The 20,067-nt window shown below is 55.6% G+C and carries 11 protein-coding genes; 7 read left to right on the forward strand and 4 right to left on the reverse strand.

Features of this window, described 5'->3' with window-relative positions:
* Positions 1-892 precede the first annotated feature (892 nt).
* Together FYC48_RS15850 and FYC48_RS15855 are read left to right on the forward strand one after the other, a co-directional pair.
* On the forward strand, positions 893-3,979 hold the full coding sequence (locus tag FYC48_RS15850; protein WP_160149561.1) for a DUF1553 domain-containing protein: 3,087 nt from the start codon (positions 893-895) through the stop codon (positions 3,977-3,979).
* Positions 3,980-4,017: 38 nt separating this feature from the next.
* A complete protein-coding gene (locus FYC48_RS15855; RefSeq protein WP_149497685.1) occupies positions 4,018-5,469 on the forward strand; it encodes a DUF1501 domain-containing protein in 1,452 nt (483 codons plus the stop codon).
* Between the two features lie 65 nt (positions 5,470-5,534).
* Here the strand turns inward: FYC48_RS15855 and FYC48_RS15860 are convergent, their stop codons facing one another.
* Positions 5,535-6,617, reverse strand: coding sequence for an SAM-dependent methyltransferase (locus FYC48_RS15860; protein ID WP_149497686.1), 1,083 nt, complete (start codon positions 6,615-6,617; stop codon positions 5,535-5,537).
* A complete protein-coding gene (locus tag FYC48_RS15865) occupies positions 6,607-7,770 on the reverse strand; it encodes an amidohydrolase family protein (RefSeq protein ID WP_235034276.1) in 1,164 nt (387 codons plus the stop codon). Before FYC48_RS15865 ends, FYC48_RS15860 begins: the two co-directional genes overlap by 11 nt.
* A 240-nt stretch (positions 7,771-8,010) precedes the next feature.
* Here FYC48_RS15865 and FYC48_RS15870 point away from each other — a divergent pair, with 240 nt between their 5' ends.
* Positions 8,011-10,404, forward strand: a complete 2,394-nt coding sequence (locus FYC48_RS15870) for a serine/threonine-protein kinase (RefSeq protein WP_160149562.1) — start codon at positions 8,011-8,013, stop codon at positions 10,402-10,404.
* A 101-nt stretch (positions 10,405-10,505) separates the two neighbouring features.
* Here the strand turns inward: FYC48_RS15870 and FYC48_RS15875 are convergent, their stop codons facing one another.
* Entirely contained in the window at positions 10,506-10,967 is a 462-nt protein-coding gene (locus FYC48_RS15875) for an FHA domain-containing protein (protein WP_149497688.1), read from the reverse strand.
* A 216-nt stretch (positions 10,968-11,183) separates the two neighbouring features.
* On the opposite strand from FYC48_RS15875, the gene FYC48_RS15880 reads away from it, so the two are divergent.
* From FYC48_RS15880 to FYC48_RS15895, 4 genes are all read left to right on the forward strand, one after another.
* Positions 11,184-12,260 (forward strand): TIGR01212 family radical SAM protein, encoded by a 1,077-nt coding sequence (locus FYC48_RS15880; RefSeq protein ID WP_235034277.1) that lies wholly within the window; start codon positions 11,184-11,186, stop codon positions 12,258-12,260.
* 32 nt (positions 12,261-12,292) lie between these two features.
* Positions 12,293-13,678 (forward strand): sensor histidine kinase, encoded by a 1,386-nt coding sequence (locus FYC48_RS15885; protein WP_160149563.1) that lies wholly within the window; start codon positions 12,293-12,295, stop codon positions 13,676-13,678.
* Positions 13,654-15,078: a sigma-54-dependent transcriptional regulator gene (locus FYC48_RS15890; RefSeq protein WP_149497691.1), complete on the forward strand. Its 1,425-nt coding sequence runs from the start codon at positions 13,654-13,656 to the stop codon at positions 15,076-15,078. The genes FYC48_RS15885 and FYC48_RS15890 overlap by 25 nt, the downstream gene beginning before the upstream one ends.
* Positions 15,079-15,234: 156 nt before the next feature.
* Entirely contained in the window at positions 15,235-17,808 is a 2,574-nt protein-coding gene (locus tag FYC48_RS15895) for a glutaminase family protein (protein ID WP_149497692.1), read from the forward strand.
* 156 nt (positions 17,809-17,964) lie between these two features.
* On the opposite strand, the gene FYC48_RS15900 is transcribed toward FYC48_RS15895, so the two are convergent.
* Positions 17,965-19,716 (reverse strand): sialate O-acetylesterase family protein, encoded by a 1,752-nt coding sequence (locus tag FYC48_RS15900; RefSeq protein ID WP_149497693.1) that lies wholly within the window; start codon positions 19,714-19,716, stop codon positions 17,965-17,967.
* Positions 19,717-20,067: the final 351 nt, after the last annotated feature.

Consider the following 20,067-nt stretch of genomic DNA (forward strand, 5'->3'; position numbering starts at 1 on the left):
GAAAAAGCAGCGCAGAATGAATGTGTCTCAATCGCGAAGCGGCGACAGATGTTGTTACCACCTGCCGTCGCTTCGCGACTCTGACCCTTTCGCGACGATAACCCCGGACTGACGTCCGAGGCTATCGTCTGCCGTCACTTCGTGACTAAAAAATTCTGATCGTTGAATCGCGAAGCGATGGTATGCAATAGCCCCGGATGCAAATCCGGGGTTCAGGACAGGTCGTCGTATTGCAATCGCGAAGCGATGACAGGTGCTCTTACCGCCTGCCTTCGCTTCGCGACTCTCACCCTTTCGCGACGATACCCCCGGACTGACGTCCGAGGCTATCGCCTGCCGTCACTTCGTGACTAAAAAATTCTGACCGTTGAATCGCGAAGCGATGGTATGCAATAGCCCCGGATGCAAATCCGTTGTTCAGAGCAGGTCGTCGTATTGCAATCGCGAAGCGATGACAGGTGCTCTTACCGCCTGCCATCGCTTCGCGACTCTCACCCTTTCGCGACGATACCCCCGGACTGACGTCCGAGGCTATCGCCTGCCGTCTTCCTGCTCGATCGGGGGGCACACGGTGCGATCACTTGGCGGCTGAGCATTGCGCGCTGCCGTCGCCCTGCGACTGCCTGCAGGCGAATTGATCCGTCGAGAGGGGAGTGATTTTTGAGACCGATTCGTCACGGGGAATGTCTCATTCTTGATATCGGCGCTGTTCCAGTCTCCAACCTGTCCACACACGTGTAACAATGGACTGGGCGTGCAAGGCTTGCTCGCTTGTTTTCTCCAAACCGAAGGCGAATCCTTGCACCTGACGAGACATGGGGGACATTTTGGACCAAAATGGATGTCCTGCCCGCCTGACTCATCTGATCGACCACGTCTCAGATTCTTCCGAATGAATAGCACTCCCATTGTGACTCATGCGTTGATGGCCGCGACCGTCGCCGTCGGTCTGGTTACCGGTGTTTCCGCCGATGACGCCTTGTCCTTTAATCGTGATGTCCGACCAATTCTGTCGGATTACTGCTACGCCTGTCACGGTCCGGACGAGAATCATCGCGAAGCCGATTTACGTCTCGATGATCGCGCCGCGGCCATTGATTACGGCGCGATCGTTCCCGGTGAGGCTGATTCGAGCTTGATGATCGAACGCATCCTTTCGAATGATCTTGATCTGGTGATGCCGCCGCCGGCAGGTGGCAAAAAACTTTCGCAGGAAGAACGTGAGGTTTTGACCCGCTGGATCGGTCAAGGTGCCGAGTACGAACAGCACTGGGCATACACTCCGGTGCCAGAAATCGTTGAAGTCCCGAATGCAGGTGATGGCTGGGCGATCAATCCGATCGACAACCATGTCGCTGCGATCCATCAACAACGAGGCCTCACTCATAGCGCCCCGGTAGACCGGGCGACTTGGTTGCGTCGAGTCACGTTCGATCTGACCGGACTTCCGCCGACAATCGAAGAATTAGACGCGTTCATCGCTGACCAATCCGAGAACGCCTATGAATCGGTCGTCGACCGACTACTGAATTCTCCGGCTTATGGCGAACGGATGGCCAACCTTTGGCTGGACGTCGCCCGTTATGCGGACACCTTTGGGTACCAAAATGATATGCCGATGGAGATTTGGCCATGGCGTGATTGGGTGATCGACGCATTCAATCAGAACATGCCGTATGACCAGTTCTTGACCGAGCAGATCGCCGGAGACCGACTGCCCAACGCAACCGCCGATCAGCGTTTAGCGACGGCGTTCAACCGATTGCATCGCCTAACGAACGAAGGTGGCAGTGTCCCCGAAGAGTTCCGACTGACCGGGATCTCTGACCGAACGACAACGGCAGGGACCGCTTTCTTGGCGTTAACGTTTGAATGCAGTCGCTGCCATGACCATAAGTTTGATCCGATCAAACAACGAGACTTTTATCGGCTGTCGGCGTTCTTTTCTGACATCGATGAATTCGGATTGTATTCGCACTTCACCCGGGCTCAACCATCACCAACGATGCTGTTGTACGGTGAGGGACAGAAGGAACAACATCGCGAAGCGATCGAGGCAATCCAGGCAGCCGAGTCCAAATACAAGAAATCAGTCGAGACGGCACGCCGAAGATTGTCGAAAGCCTCCGAGACGTTGATTCAACAGCTTCCCGAAGTCCGTCCCCCAATCGCGACTTTGCCACTCGAAGGTGATGCCGACGGTGTCGTCGGCAAGGCGACGCGCTGTGACGGGGATAAGGAGATCGTATGCGAGGATGCCCCAGAATTCGGCCGCACCAGTCCGTTTTCATATTCGATTTGGGTTCGACCGGCGACCAAAAAACCACGGATGTTGGTGATGCATCAATCCGTCGCCGCCGAAGATGCCGCGTTTCGCGGACTTCAGTTGACGATCGACAACGGGCACCCCCAGTTTTCGATGATTCACTTCTGGCCCGGCAATGCGATCCGCGTCGAAAGCAAGTTGGCGATTGAAACAGACCAGTGGACGCACCTTGCGGTGACGCACGATGGAAGCAGCCGAGCCGATGGATTGACTTTGTTTGTCGATGGCCGGGCGGTCGAGGTCGAAATTCAGCGTGATCGATTGACTCGCGACATTCGGCATCGAAGTGAATGGGGCGATTCTAAAGTCGGCGGCGTTCACCTCGCCTTAGGCGCACGATTTCGCGATGTCGGCTTTCGTGATGGACTCGTCGATGACTTGAAAGTGTTCGATCTGCAATTGTCGGCCGCAGAGATCGCTGCGCTTTATCACTCCGTCAATCCGGACGACGAACAAGTCATTCCGATCGAACAAGCGATTGAACATCATCTGTTGGTTGCCGACGAAGATGTCCGGCAAGCCCAGCGAGCACTTCAACAAGCACGTGATCATGAAAACGAATTGGTGGCCAAGATTCGCAACATCATGGTAATGAAACATTACGAACAAGCCCCCGCGACCCATATTCTCGATCGTGGTGAATACACCGCCAAAGCCGATGTCGTTGACGCCGGGGTTCCCGAGTTCCTGAGCCACGTTCCGGCCGAAGGTTCCGGGCGCTTGGCGTTGGCGAAATGGATGACGGCTCCGGAGAATCCGCTGACCTCACGAGTGATCGCCAATCGCCTGTGGCATACGTTCTTCGGACGCGGCATTGTCGTGACATTAGAAGACTTCGGCGCCCAAGGGTCACCGCCATCGCATCCTGAATTGCTCGATCACTTGGCACGAACACTGATGGATGATCAGTGGAACTTGCAAACACTCTGCCGACAAATGGTGCTGTCCGCGACTTATCGACAATCGTCGATCGCGAGCAAAGAGCAGTTCGCGCGTGACCCTCAAAATATCTGGCTCACCCGTGGACCGAAGCATCGTTTGTCTGCCGAACAATTGCGTGACGCCGTCCTACATGCGAGCGGTTTGTTGGTCCAAAAAATCGGCGGCCCAAGTGTGATGCCGTATCAGCCGGCCGGATTATGGAAAGAATCGGGAACCGGAAAAAGTTATCAGCAATCGACCGGCGATGGGTTGTATCGACGCAGTCTTTACACGTTTTGGAAACGCACCGCGCCGCCGCCTTCGATGCTGACGTTCGATGCGACCAGCCGCGAAACTTGCACCGCCCGACGTGAACTGACGACGACACCGCTTCAAGCGCTGGTATTTCTTAATGACACGCAATATGTCGAAGCGTCGCGAGTGCTGGCGCAGCGGTTGATCGAATCCCATCCCGAATCATTCCAAGCACGTTGGGATGAACTGTTTCGACGGTTGATCGCACGGCAGCCGACCGAGCGAGAACGAGCTATCATCGATCAACTCTATGAAGAGCAGCTTGAGTATTTTCGGTCAGCACCCGAAGAGGCCGAACGGCTACTTGGCGTCGGAGCGACGGCGGTCAACGAGTCACTTGATGCCGCCGATTCGGCGGCAACTGCGATTGTCGTGCAGACGATTATCTCCTACGACGAAACCATTATGCTTCGTTGATTTCACCCCATCGCTACTGAACTCCTATCGCAATTAATATGCAAATCAACGCCCCTCACCACCGTCGTCATTGGCTTCAGCGATTCGGCATGGGGTTTGGCGGTTTGGCCGCGATGCACTTGATGCAGCGTGAATCGGTGATCGCATCTCCGTCGCATTCCGCCGGCCAGCCAACCCATGGCGTCCTTAATCCGACACACCATGCCCCCAAGGCAAAGCGTGTGATCTATCTCTTTCAAGCCGGCGGTCCATCACAGCTTGAGACTTGGGATTACAAACCGCTACTGAATGAAAAGCAGGGCGAGCCGCTTCCCGAATCGGTACGCAATGGTCAGCGACTAACGGGGATGTCGGGAAACCAATCCGTTCTGCCGTTGGCCGGCTCGATCTACAAGTTCGATCAGCACGGCGAAAATGGCACCTGGGTTTCCGAGCTGATGCCTCATATGGCAAAGCAAGTCGATCGGATTGCCGTCGTGCGATCGATGACGACCGAGGCGATCAATCATGACCCCGCGATTACGTTTTTACAAACCGGCAATCAAATCTCCGGTCGCCCCAGTATTGGATCGTGGTTGCACTACGGACTCGGTAGCGAAAGCGAGAACTTGCCTGCCTTTGTCGTACTGATCACGAAAGGTAAAGGTGGTCAGCCGCTGTATTCGCGTTTGTGGGGATCAGGATTCTTGCCGGCGCGTTACCAAGGCGTACAGTTCCGATCGGGGAAAGAGCCCGTCCTCTATCTCGCCAATCCGCCGGGGGTTTCGCAAGGCAGTCGCCGTCAAATGCTCGACCGACTGAAGGACCTACACGACCTAGAGCAAGAACGATTGGGAGATCCGGAATTGGCGACACGGATCAATCAATACGAAATGGCTTACCGGATGCAAAGTAGCGTTCCTGAGGTCGCCAACGTGGCCGAGGAACCGAAGCACATCCTGGATCTCTACGGGCCTGACGCGACTAAACCGGGAACATTCGCATCAAACTGCATTCTCGCCCGCCGATTGGCCGAACGGGGTGTGCGTTTCATCCAGCTTTATCACCAAGGCTGGGACCACCACGGCAACATTCCCGGTGGGATGAAGAAACAATGTCAAGAAACAGATCAACCGGCGGCAGCGCTCTTAGAAGACCTCCGGCAGCGCGGAATGCTAGAAGACACCCTCGTCATCTGGGGTGGTGAATTTGGCCGCACGAACTATTCACAAGGGACGTTAACGGCGACCAACTATGGTCGTGACCATCACCCGCGTTGCTTCAGCATGTGGATGGCCGGCGGCGGTGTACAAGGTGGCGTGGTGCATGGCGAAACCTGTCCCTACGGATACAACGTCGTCAAAGATGGTGTCCATGTTCGTGATTTCCACGCCACGTTGATGCACTTGATGGGCATCGACCACGAACGGTTCACCGCCAAGTTCCAAGGACTGGACGCAAAGCTGACCGGTGTCGAACCGGCCGAAGTCATCCAGCCCCTCTTGGCTTAGGGCGAAGGCCACGAAATCAAGTTGCCTGAAACAATCGAACACGACCAATCGGTTCGAACGACACCTTACCGATCCGGTTTCAAGCGGATCGCCAAGCAGACTTCGCATCGATTACGGGCCAGTTGGCGAATTCGAATGTCAGCCGGATTCCACGTCTGAATCCGCTTGATCCAATTGGGAATGTGCCTGGAAACTTCGTAGTTTCCCAGCTTCATGGTGAGTAGCAACCCTTCGATTTCACACACCGGATGTTTGACGATATTTTCAATCGTGACGAGTGTTTTTTCAGGCTTCACGTTCGAATCGGCGAGTAGCCAGCGAACACCACGGAACTCTTTTCGAGGCAGGTCACCGGCACGGGCGCGAAGGTGCTTGAACTTTGGGTGATCGGCAATTCGAGGATCCATGTCGGCCGGATCAATCCCGATGACCCTCATGCCAAGTTCCAACAACCGCCCGCACGCCCCGCCGGGGGCGCTGCCGACCTCGACGACCAGATCACCGGGTGCGAAGTCAAAGCCGCTCCAGGTGATCGATTCGGCGGCCTTATAGTACGCGCGGCTGATCGGTTCATATTGTGGATCGATCGGCTGAACCCCTCCGGGCCAACGTTGATGCCAATCACCGGCACGATGATGGCCGACAAACCAATCCGACGGATCAACGAGAACGATATCCAGACAACGCGCGTCGGGTTCGGCAATCCGATTGGGCGCGTCGCACCGCAGCCAATCCTTTTCCAACGTCTGATAGATCTCATCGGCGACCAAGCGGCTGACCTCGTCCTGCCCGGGTTCGAAGCCGAACTTTCCGATCGGCAATCGATCACGAGGCCAGACGTGCAACTCGTCGAACTCGATGCCGTGGGGATAGCGAGACCGCAACAATTCGATCAGTGATTGAATTTGCGTTGACGCGTCGGGACTGCGCGAATGCCCGATCGAATAGGCGGCTGTGCGGATGAACGTGCCTTCGGGCAATTCCGCCGACGGTTGGTCTTTTTTGACGGTGACAAAACCAGGTCGAGAGAAAGCGCGTCGCCACCGATCACGTTCAAGGTCGCTAACGACTTGTTTTTCGGCGCCGTTGGCACAACAAAGCATCGCAAAAGTGGATGCCTCGGCGGCACCGACAGAATCATTCGTCATTCGTTTTCGACCTGTACTTTTCGAGGCGTTCCTTGACCCCGGGAATCAATTTAGCGGCGTTTTCGTGATACAACTTTTTCAAAACATCGTCGGGCAGGTCAACGCCATAGATCGACCACATTCCTTGAGGCGGCGGAACTTTTTCGCTGTAAGGAAACGATTCATCACGCGTTTCAAAGAATCGCCAGTACAACTGGAAACGCAGTTCGGGCCAAGGCCCATCGGTGCCAAATAGCAATCGATCCTGATATCGGATCAAGAAATCGCGAGCGGTGTAAGGCTGCCGCCCCAGCTCGGCGATCCGTGATGCCGGTTCGATCCACAGATTGGGGTATCGATCGAGCCACCGTGAGACGGTTCTTAGATCTTCGCTGTTGTTGGCAACGTGAGCACCGATGAACTGTGTTTTCGGATGTCGCTCGATGACCCGATTTCGTGCATCAAGCAGTGCTTTGCGCGAAGGAAATTGGTCTCCGTAGAAACTCCAATCGGGATGACGCGAGAGTTCTTCCCAGCGTTCGTTGTAGCGATCGATCGGTTCGAAAAAGGCGGCGGGATCTGCGGTGTGGATAATCACGGGCAACCCGAGTTCACCACATTTGGCCCAAATCGGATCCCAACGCGGGTCGTCGATTTCCACGAGTGTCCCGTCTGGATTCTTGTAACCCAATCCAAATCTTTTAAATACCTTTAACCCACAGACGCCTCGCTCGGCGGCTCGCTCAAGTTCGTCTGCGGTGCGCCGTGCGAACCCCGGCTGGTGACAGGCCCAGAGGTGCGGTGCGTCATCGGGGGCGTTGCCTTGCCAGTCGACGTTGGCAAAGATTGCAAAGCGATCACGATACCGCGTCCACAAATACTCGCGATGTTCGTCGAGTTGTCGGCCGAGCTTCCCGTCCAGCGAAACACAAACAGCGATGTTATTGCGATCCATCAGCCCGACGAAATCCTCGAGAGCTTCGCGGCTGCCACGTAACCGATAGTGCATGTGAATGTGGACATCGACGACCGGCTGACTTGCCTTGGTCAATAAATGTTCTTTGACGACCAATTGTTGTTTCGGTCGAAAATCACGCAACAATAACTCTCCGCCATCGTTCGCGCTCTCTTGGGCTGCCAGCGATTGGACGCAACACCAGGAAAGGGCAATCACAGTCCCACAAAGGAAGGCCCAATCGTACCCACGGATGAACTTAACAATGCAACGAAAAAGTGGGCGAATACGAATTCGCGAAGTGGCGTTTGACGTGTTTGCGAGGACACGTTCGCGATCTGGAAGCGAGTTGAGCCGGACGCCCGCATCGCGCTTTCTCGCTACAATACGGCGGGGGTGGTCCGGAACAGGAAGCGTTGACACGGCGTCTACCAGCTTGGGATGCGAAAGGGTGGCTCAGTGACTGAAGGAGATCTAACCGAGTTTCAAACCGAAGGCGGTCGCTCGACCAGCAAAAAGCTGTCGATGCAGGCTACCGCGCCGCCCTCGGATGTCCCAGGGTATCGGCTGGAGCGTTTTTTGGGCAGCGGCGCGTTCGGCCAGGTCTGGGTCGGTCGCGATTTGAACACCGGGCGCCCCGTCGCGGTCAAGTTTTTCCTGCACCGGGGCGGCGTTAACTGGTCGCTGTTGTCGCACGAAGTGAAGAATTTGGTTCAGCTTTCCGCTGACCGACACATCGTCCAGGTCTTGGAGGTCGGCTGGGACAACGATCCGCCCTACTATGTGATGGAGCTCGTGCCGGGCGGTTCCCTGGAAGACGAATTGACCGACCGTGGGGCGTTGCCCGTTGGCGAAGCGGTGATGCTGTTTCGAAAGATCTGCATCGGGCTCAACCACAGCCACAACAAAGGGGTCCTACATTGTGACTTAAAGCCGGCCAATATCCTGTTGGGCGACGATCATGAACCTCGACTGGCCGACTTTGGACAAAGTCGACTGACCCACGATCAAACGCCGTCGTTGGGCACGCTATTTTACATGGCCCCCGAACAAGCCGACCTGGGATCCTCGCCAAGTAGCTCGTGGGACGTGTACGCCGTCGGTGCGATCATGTATCGGATGCTAACCGGGGGGCCGCCCTACCGTGACGATTCCATCGTCGAACAACTTGACACCGCGGGTTCACTTCCCAAGCGCCTGGAGCGGTACCGAGAATCGATTCGCAACGCGACCCCACCGGTGCGACACATTCAACGCGGGGGCGTCGATCGTGAACTGGCACGGATCGTCAGCCGCTGCTTGGCCCCGGAGCCGGATAGCCGCTTCGGAAACGTTCAAGAGATTCTGGATCACCTTGATAGGCGTGATGAGTCCCGGGCAAAGCGACCTCTCATGTTGCTCGGAATTCTTGGCCCGCTGTTGCTGCTGATCGTCACCAGTATCTCTGGCTTGCAAACGATCAACACGGCAAAAGAAGAGACGATGGTGGCTCTTAAAGCCGAGGCCCGTGAAAGCAATCTGCTGGCCGCTCGATTCGCCGCTCGAACCTTGGAAAGTGAGCTCGAACGATACTTTCGTTTGTGCCAAGAAGAGATCAATAGCCCCGCCTTTCGCGAACAGCTTGGCGAGACCCTCCGCGATGCCGGACTGAATCAGCGACTGCAGGACCTAGCCGATGCGGGTACAAGCTTGGAGGCACGAAAACGCACCGACGTGCGCGAAGCGTTGCTTGACAATGAGAGTCGGCAGAAGCTGGATGAGTATCTGCAAAGCCGACTTGTCGATTACATGCCCAGCGAAGATCACCCGCACCGTCCTAAGTTGGCAACCATCTTTGTCACCGACCAACGTGGGACGATCTTTTCAATCGCGTATGTCGACCCCGTCGCCAGGGCACAAAGCAGTGCGGGCCGGAACTATGCCTACCGAACCTATTTTCACGGTCAAGAAAACGACCTGCCGAAGACAACACCGATCGCCGATGTAACTCCGCTACGACAGATGCAGATGTCGGCGGCTTTTCAGTCGACGGCAACATTTCTTTGGAAAATTGCGATCAGCGCGCCAGTCAAACTGTCCGACGATCCCGATGCCCCTCCCGACGCGGTGTTTGTCGCCACGATTAACTTGGGTGACATTGAAATCCTGCAGGGAGATGAACAGAAAAACCATGTCGCTGTGCTGGTCGATGCTCGCGAAGGCCCCACCCGCGGGACATTACTTCAACATCCCTACCTGGATGAAAGGCAACGCGAAGGCAAGCTAGACATCGGCGAAGTCTACCGAGTCGACGTCGATACGATGGACGCGCTATTAACTGGCAAGGACGTCGACTATGCCGACCCGGTTGCCGCCGCCGAGGAAGCCGACATTTATTCGGGCGGTTGGATCGCCGCGATGGAACCGGTCACGGTTCCAAGGCTATCGGTGCGTCCAGGCGGAACGACGGTGGAGCGTCCCCTGCTGCCAAGCCGCGGCGAGCAAAGCGACTTGCTGGTACTGGTCCAGTACCGACTGAACAAAGTCTTTGCACCTGTGGGACAAATGACACAAAGCCTTATTCGCACCGGCAGTGTCGGCTTGGTGGCGCTCGCCGTCGTCAGTGCGATGCTGTGGTTCTTCGTTCGCCGCGTGCGTGATGACCGCGTGGTCCGTCGCATTCGCAAAGCCACTGTGGATCTCGCGCCGATGCAAGACGCACCGTCCGACCGGGCGGCATCGAATCGAGTCACCCCGGGCAATTCGCGGGGCAACGGACCATCGCGACAAAATCAATCGTCCAAGGATACGTCCAAGCCGATACCGCCGCTGGACCCCACCGAAACAATCGAGGTACCACCGAAGCCTGAATAAGTCCGGCGGGACACTCGCCACGCGGTGAAGAATTCACTGTTTGGCAATTGCGACCGATTGGCGATTGCGACCACGAGGGGGGCAGAAGACCGACTGCGAGTTTAGTCGGTCTTTTTGTTTGTATACCCTTTCGAGTCGCGTTTGCTGACGCCGGCACGCGACATCAGCGAACTCTTCATGACCTCATCGAGGTACTCGTCGTCGGCCGGCGGTGGACCGTAGGCACCGAGCAACTGCGGGTCATACTCGACGGTGTAAACGTGACGAGCGATGGCAAGTTTACATTTCGGATCGAGCCGTTTGCGGATCACCGGTCGGCCATCCACTTTGATCCCGTTGCGACTGTTCATGTCGCGAATGAACCAATAACCCTGCTCCAATGTCATCCGTGCATGTTGACCGGAGACGTTATTGAACTTCAACTGAATATCGCACTCACCACGGCGCCCGACGACCAGCCGATCTTTGGTCAGCGGAATCGGATCTCCACCCCCGATGGGCACCAATTGACCATACTTTCCGGCGAAGTCCTGGTTTTCGTCATTGTCGTCAAAAAAATTCACCTTCACGCCTCGTCAGTCGTGGGCTTGTCGAGCAAGTTAAACTGAGTCACAAAACCTGCGGATTCGCAGGTCAGCAGTCGATCGATTTCAGTCGTATTGTCTGCAATTTCGCCCATTTTGCATGGCGAAAAACGACTCTCAAGAATCTAAACGCTGTGAGTCGCACAACGAACACCCTAATATCGATCGATCACCCCCGTTTGGCAACGGAGTCCTTTGACAATTTCCGGTTCTAATGATCGTTTGGCCTGGCAACGCGAAGGCCTGCCTTTCAACGCATTCGGCGCATTTTTACGGCGTCGATTTGGCGGTCGGGTTCAGCGCGTCAGTATCGACGCCGGGTTTACATGCCCGAATGTCGACGGTGCGGTCGCTCGCGGAGGCTGCAATTTTTGCGACAACCGCTCATTCAGCCCCTCGCGGCGGGTCCGCCTCAAGCGAGTCAGCGAACAGCTCGAAAACGGTATCGAGAGTGTCCGCAGGCGTTACAAAACAGTCAGCGGTTTTCTCGCCTATTTCCAGCCCGCCACGAACACCTACGCACCGGTCGATCAACTCGAAGAAGTTTATCGTCTGGCCCTTCGCCAGCACCCCGATATTGTCGGTTTGGCGATCGGGACGCGCCCAGACTGTGTCCCGGACTGTGTGCTGGAATTGGCCGAACAATTGGCGCGCGAGCACTATGTTTCACTTGAATTCGGCATGCAAACGATGCATCAACCGGGTTTGGACTGGATGAATCGTGCTCACACTCATGATCACCTGATCAATGCAATCGATCGCGCTCGGTCTCGAGGGTTCGAGTGCTGTGTCCACATCATCCTAGGAATTCCCGGTGAAACTCACGAGATGATGATGCAGACCGCTACTGAGGTCGCTCGGTTGGGATTCGACGCGATAAAATTGCATAACCTTTACGCCGTCCAAGGAACCTCGATGGGTGACGAGGTTGCCGGCGGAAAAATTAAGATGATGGAACAGGACACTTATGTGAACACCGTCGTCGATTTCCTGGAATTAATCCCGCCGACCACCGTCGTCGAACGGATTAGCGGTGACGCACCACCGAAATATCTAATCGCACCGCAGTGGTGCCTCAAAAAATCTGTATTGAAACAGCAGATCGAAGAGGAATTTCAGCGTCGAAATTCGTATCAGGGCAAACACTATGTCGCGCCGCAGACCGATCCGAATGACCGACCGCGACCGACCGACAACACGCCCCAGTCCATCCGAGACCAGATTGACGTACGCGGGCGTTTGCCGGTTCTGAAAATCGAATCCGCGCATTGATTGATCGCGTGAACTCAGCCCCAGGGTCAGCGATGTCAACGGAACCGAGCACGATCATCACATCGCAACACGCTGATTCTATCGACGCGGAGCGGTCACCGGTTGCGTCTTTGCGATTTCGTTTCCTTGGCCCGATCGTGCTCGCGACGCTGTTGGTCACGATCGCAATTTCGATGGCGGCCTATCGATTCGGATCGCGGCAAGCGCAACTGGAATCGGATCAGCGATTTGATGATCTACAACGGACGATCTCGCAAGCGAACTACCCCTTCAACGACAACGTCTTGCGTTTGCTGTCCAGCTTGACCGATGCCGAGCTGGTCACCCTGGACGCCAACGATGAGATGATTCGTGGAACCATCGACAGCCTTGACGAAGCACCACAAGATCGAAGTACCGTTGTCGTCGATCGAATACCTTACCTGGTTCGTCGAATCCCGATCGAAGGTGCGTCCCGCCGCTCCGATGGCGTTCGGCAAGTAGCCGTGTTACTTGATCAGACACAACTTGCTCAGCGTAAACGGCGTTTGATTGTCCTGCCGCTCGCGACGGGGTTGCTGACCGTCATTCCGATCGGACTGATCAGTTACCTGACGGCGTCGCGTTTGATCCGGCGGATTCGGCGTTTACAACAACAAGTTCATACGATCGCCGGCGGAAACTGGAAACTAACGATCGACGATACCGACCGCGATGAGCTTTCGCGTTTGGCACACTCGATCAACCAAATGGCGTCCGAGCTTGAAACGCTCTGGAAACAAGCTGAACGGCGACAGGGTGAAAAACTGATTGCTCAAGTCGCCGCCGGTATGGCGCACCAGCTCCGAAACAGTTTGACCGGGGCCAGGATGGCGATTGAACTTCATGCCCGCGAACACGACGACCGAAACGATGAAGGGATCACCGTCGCACTTGATCAAATCGAGAAAGCGGAGGACTATGTCCGGCGGATCGTAATGCTGGCCTCTGGGCGGCTCGCCGATGCGGTGGAAATGCCGGTTGCCGAATGCCTGCGGCGAATTCGGGAGACGATCGGTCCGATCGCATCGCATCTTCGCAAGCCACTGGACTGGAACGTTTCCCCGGAGATCGAAGGCGCGACGGTTGCCGAAGGCTCGACGTTCGTTGCGGGGGTTTCGAACTTGATTCAAAATGCATTGCAGGCGGGACAGACGATCAACATCGCAGCCGATCGTGATGGGGAAACGCTCACCGTTGCGGTAGTCGATGACGGTCCGGGTGTCGACGAAGCGATCGCCTCGGAAATGTTCGAACCCTTCGTCACAACCAAATCGGAAGGCCTCGGCCTGGGCTTGTCCGTGGCGACCCGGGCGGCGACGACACTCGGCGGTCGGGTCGAGTACTTGAGAAACAACCACACGACGGAATTTCGATTCACATGCAACATCAAGTCCTGATCGTTGACGACGAACCGGCGATCTGCTGGGCACTGGAAAAAACCCTAACCGGTGAAGGTCACTCGGCGACGATCGCTTCGAGCGCCGAAGAAGGTTTGCAGCTCGCCCAAGACCATGATTTTTCGATGGCGTTTCTCGACGTCCGCTTACCGGGCATGGACGGGATCGAAGCACTGCCACGGTTCATCGAGCTGACCGACGCACCGATCGTAATCATCACCGCGTTCGGTGATTTAGAAACCGCCGTCGCCGCGGTGAAAAACGGCGCCAGTGACTATCTGACCAAGCCGTTTCGCCTAGAAGACGTACTGCAGGTCTGTCGCCGAACCTTACAAACGGTCGAACATGCGAATGCCACTGAAGCAGGGCCCGAAAAGCCGGTCAGCACGTCAGGCAGTACGTCAATGGTTGGAACGTCGGCGGCAATGCAACAAGTCTTTCGCCAAATCGCTCTCGTTGCCGACAGCGATCTTTCGGTGCTAATCACCGGCGAAACAGGAACGGGCAAGGAACTAGTCGCCGCCGCTATCGCACGGCATTCCTGCCGATCACAAAAACCCTACATCGTCACAGCACCGGTCGCACTGAATCCGGAGCTAATCGAAAGTGAATTGTTTGGTCATGTCAAAGGCGCTTTCACCGGTGCGATCGCCGATCGCGAAGGCCTGTTCGAACAAGCTGACGGCGGAACGATTCTGCTCGATGAAATCGGTGACTTGCCGATGCGGATCCAAGTCAAACTGCTTCGTGTTTTGGAGTCAGGCGAATTCAGCCGCGTCGGTGAAGTCCGATCACGAGTTGCCAACGTTCGCGTGATCGCGGCGACGAACCGTGACTTGGTGAAGGCGATCGCAAAAGGCGAATTTCGAGAAGACCTCTATCATCGGCTTAGCGGGATGCAGATTCACCTCCCCCCGCTACGTGAACGCAGTGAAGACATTTTACCGCTTTGTGAGCACTTCCTGTCACGGCTGACCACACCTGTTTCGGTCGACCTCAGTGATGAGATGGTCCGCGAGCTCCGTAGTCGACATTGGTATGGCAATATCCGCGAACTGAAAAATGCGGTCGAGCATGCCGCGGTGGTCGCCCGCGGACGACCGCTTGTCGTGGAAGACCTACCAGCGAACGCAGGATATCGCCCTGCTACGGGTGATGCCGAAGACGAAGTGGTCGCGGCGACGCCAAACCTGGTGGTCGAAGCATGGGTCCAACACGAGTTAAAACAAGATGACTCAGCCGACGCCAACCTACACGCGAAATTCCTCGATGACTTTGAGCCCGCGCTGATGCGTCGCGTACTCGAACACACCGGCGGCAACCGCGCCAAAGCGGCTGAGATCCTGGGAATTCATCGCAGCACACTTCGTGAACGCTGCAAGGAATATGGCTTGGACTGAGAACCCCTCTCAATGACTCGACGAGACGTCTCATATTAAGGATCCGATCCGCTGTTATCCTGAACCGTTCCCTCTTCTTTCCCATCGATCGCCGTCAAAAAAGTTGGCTCGTGATCGATGGCGATGCTTCCTTCCCACGGCTCCTGTTCAGGTGAAATGAATCGCATTCTCGCTTGCTGCTTGATCGCACTCGGTTTCCAACAGTTTTCGACGCTTTCGCCTATCGCTGCTGACGAAGCGTTCCGTCCACCTGCGGTTCCGCTCGTCGCGTGCGACCCTTATTTCAGCATCTGGTCGCAATCCGACAATCTTTGGGAGACCAAGACCACTCACTGGACTGGAAAAGACCATCCGATCGCTGCTTTGGTTCGCGTCGACGGTCATGCGTACCGACTCATGGGTGGATCGCCGCAGACGATTGCCGCGATGAAACAGATCTCGGTCCGTGTGTTGCCGACACGCACGATTTATCAGTTTGCTGGCCATGGCGTATCGGTCGAGCTGACGTTCACCACACCGGCGCTCCCGGACGATATGAAGCTGCTCAGTCGACCGACGACCGCGATCAATTGCAGCGTCGCATCCACCGATCAGCAGGCTCATCAAGTCGAGTTTTACTTCGATGCCGGCGGCCAACTGGCGACCAATACTCCCGAGCAGCAAGTCACGGGAACATTGCAGTCGTTCGATAATGCCGACGCGTTGAAATTGGGCACTGTCTCTCAACACGTGCTCGGAAAATCCGGCGATGATTTACGGATCGATTGGGGATACTTGTACGTTGCCGCAGATCGATCGGCCGAGGCGAACACGGTGTTTGGCGACTCAAAGCAATTGCGAGAAGCATTCGACGAATTCGGCGCTAGCGGATTGGAGAAAACGTCAGTTGCGTTTCCCGTCGCAGCAAATCAGGTCTCCGCGGCGGTTGCGATGCCGATGGGAACGATCAGCAAGGATCGGTGGGTCAATTCGTATGTCGTGATCGCTTACGACGATCTTTATTCGATCGAATACATGAAGCATCGATTGCGTCCCTATTGGCGCAAGGACGGATGGAATGCCAAGGAATTGATCGAAGCTGCGATCAGCGAGCATGACGAACTTGAAGAACGCTGCGCTTCGTTTGACAATCAATTGATGGAAGATTTACGACAAGCGGGCGGGACGCAATACGCCGAAATCGGGGCGCTCGCCTACCGTCAGTGCTTTGCGGCAGGAAAATTCGTCGCCGATGAAAACGGCCAGCCACTTCAATTCAGCAAAGAAAATCACTCCAATGGATGCATCGCGACTTCGGACGTGTTCTATCCAATGGCGCCTCAATTCCTGTTGTTTGGACCATCGGTGTCCAAGTCTTTCATCGTCCCGTTTATGGAATACGCCGCTTCGAGCCGATGGCGATTTCCGTTTGCCCCACACGACCTGGGAACCTACCCCAAAGCAAATGGGCAACGCTATGGCGGCGGCGAGCATAGCGAAGAAAACCAGATGCCGGTCGAAGAATGTGGCAATCTCCTGCTGCTGTTCGGGGCGGTCGCTCAAATGGAAGGCAACGCAGACTTCGCCGCCAAGTATTGGGAGCAGCTTTCACAGTGGGCGAACTACCTTCGTGCCGAGGGATTTGATCCCGAGAATCAGCTTTGTACCGACGACTTTGCCGGACACATGGCACACAATGTCAACTTGAGCGCCAAGGCGATCTGCGCGTTGGGGGCATACGCAAAACTCTGTGAAATGCGTGGACACACGACCGAAGCAAGTCAGTACTCAGAAATTGCTCGGCAATATGCTCGGCAGTGGATCGAAGCGGCAGCTAATGGAGATCACTACCGACTCGCATTCGACCGCGAGGGAACGTGGAGCCAAAAATACAACTTGGTTTGGGATCGAATCCTAGATTTAGATTTGTTCCCCGCGGAAGTATTTCAGACCGAAATGAAGTACTACCGGGAAATCCAAAATCGATACGGATTGCCACTCGATAATCGTTCTGATTACACCAAGCTAGATTGGGTGCTGTGGACGGCAACGCTGACCGAAGATCGAAGTGACTTCGATGCCTTGGTTGGACCGGTCCACCGCTTTCTAAATGAAACACCCGACCGGTCGCCGATGACTGATTGGTACTTCACCTCGACCGCTCGAAAACGAGGCTTCACGGCTCGCCCCGTGGTCGGTGGTGTCTTTCTGAAACTGCTCTATGAGCGCGACGTCTGGAAAAAGTATGCGTCGATGGACCGTACCGGTGCATCCGGTTGGGCAAAGATGCCGACTCCACCAAAAACCGAGTCACTCGTTGCCACCGCCGCCGAATCCAAAGCGACCTTTCAGTTCACCACCGAGCGTCCCGATGCGGACTGGTATGCGACCGACTTTGACGATTCGTCTTGGCAGACTGGAAACGGGGGTCTGGGGACTTCGCAGACGCCTAACGCCCAGGTCGGAACAACCTGGAAGACCGACGACGTTTGGGTCAGGCGAACGATCGAGCTCTCGGAAGTTCCCGAACAACTAGCGCTTCGGATTTGGCATGATGAAGAAGTTCAAGTGTACGTCAACGGTCAGCAACTCGTCTCACTGGGTGGCTACACCACCGAGTACGACTTGTTCGAAATCGACGGCGCAGCCTTTCAACCGGGAAAAAATGTCGTCGCACTGCACTGCCATCAGTCCACTGGCGGGCAGTTTCTTGACTTTGGACTGGTCAAAGTGGTCCCATCGAACGATTAAAGCAATTCACGCAGCTTGATTAAGGGTTACTACCGTCGGTCGGCTGATGAGCCGACTGAACTCAGACATTGGGTCTCTGCGGAATACTCCCCCTTTTGATCAACGCAAGAAGACACTCGATTGGCTCATCTGACGTCAATCAGTGTTGCAGATCAATCACTGCGAAGATTTCATCGGTGCGGTTGATTTCAACTGCGCTTGAATCTCCTTCATTTGCTCGCTAATCGATTTGAATTCTTCGCTGTCTCGTTCCAGCTTTTGGCGCTTTGCAGCAAGCTCACGAAATTTTGTACCTAAGCTTCGGCGTTGAAGTAGGCGATCGCGAGCGGACAATTGTTGTTGCGGTTCGACATCACCCCAGTCGTCGGTCCGAAAAACCGACGCGGGCAAGCCTTCGCTGTTGACCAAGTTTGCCCCTTCTGGATTCGCGGCCCAAGCATATCGGACCGCGACAGGATCAGGGACGCGTTCACTTTCGATTTGCACCGAATCGTTGTCAACAATCGTCGCTTTTGCCCAGTGCCACTGACGATCTTGGCCAGCGATCTCAAACCGACGAAGGTCTTGATCATCACGAGTTCCAAGCCCCTCGCCGACGTGCTCGAACGTCACTTCGATCGAGCCATCGTTGACCTGACTTGATCGATATAGCGGACCGGAATACACAAGATCACGTCCGTAATCCTTTGCCAGGGCCCAACGGGCGAGACGTTCGCCGACGTCATGCTTGTTCTTCGGATGAATGTCTTTGGCTTCACCGACGTCGTTGATGATCGCCATCCCAGTTTTGTCAACGGTGTCCAAAACTCGACGCATGCGATCCTGTAATAGCGGCCACGGGTCGTCGTCGCCTGGCTCGGTTGTTGGCATACGAAAATTGGCCAACTGGACAAAGTAAAACGAAAAGGGATCGTTCCAACGTTGACGCCAATCCTGAATAAGTAATGGAAGTGTTTGATCATAGGGAACCGCACCGGCTTTCGCGTTACCTTCTCCCTGATACCAGATCGCGCCTCGAATGGTATATCCGACGAACGGATGGATCATCGAGTTGAACAACACGCCGGGCTGGCCTTCCGTATCCAGCGGACGCTTGGGTGAAGCCGGACGCCTCGGCGCGCGGCCGCGTTGTTCGGCTGGGGTCTCGCGATAGATGGCACTCGCCTTTTTCCACTGGGCCAGTCGCTTTTCATATTGCAGCTTGGCGGTTGCCGGATCGTATTTTTGATCCGCCGCTTCGGTGGCCTCGACTAGCCGCTTGGTGCCTTCGTTGGTCCGCAGTTGTTCGCGGCTAGTAAAAGTTTCGACGGGCTTCCCACCCCACGCCGATTTGATCACCCCGATTGGCACATCAAGCTCCTCGTTCAGTTTTCTTGCGAAAAAGAATGCAACCGCTGAGTACTGGGGAACGGTTTGCGGATTCGCCAACGTCCATTCGCCTTCGATGTCGTTCTGCGGTTCGACGCTTGTCACCATCGGGGCGTTGAAGAACCGAACATTCGGTAGATTTGTCTCTGCGATCAAATCCGTATACGCCGGGACGCGATTCATGGTGAAGACCATGTTCGATTGGCCCGATGCGAACCAAACCTCGCCAACCAAGACATCTTTGATCTGGACTTGTTCATTTCCGGAGGCAACCGTCAGAGTGGCTCCGGTCGCATCCGCTTTTCCCGAAGCGATCTCGACGCTCCAGCCACCATTTTCGTCAGCCTTGGTACGCGCGTCATGCGTTTTGAAGGTCACAGAGATTGCATCACCTGGATCAGCAGTGCCCCAAATGCGAACGTCGCGATCGCGTTGGATCACCATGTGATCGCTAAAAAAATGAGGCAACGACAACTCTGCAAATAACGTTGTCGGGATCAGAAAACTGGCCAGCAACAGAAGAGTTCTGGTGATCAACATTGGATCAGCTCGTACGTGGGGAGGAAGGCAACCGACGACATATCCTAACCTGACGCTCGCCGGTCAGGGGGCGGATCCACCCGTTGATCCGCATTGGCATAACCGCGCCCACCAGCCAAGCAAGGTTCAAGCAGCCAAAACTTGTCCAGCATATTGTTCCATTCTAAGTCGTGCCCCGACGGTCCTAAGCAGGCAAACACGAGTCTTTGGGTTTAAACATCTGGATAACACCTTCCCGCTTGCGGGAGGGTCGGACCAGCAAACGGCCGGGGAGGGTGCCCTCTCCGGGCCTGAAGGCCCGACTCTCCCAGTGGGCATTGGTATCTACACAAGTGCGAAGGGGAGAGCTTT

It is taken from the genome of Roseiconus lacunae, from assembly GCF_008312935.1.
GTDB classification, from domain to species: Bacteria; Planctomycetota; Planctomycetia; order Pirellulales; family Pirellulaceae; genus Stieleria; species Stieleria lacunae.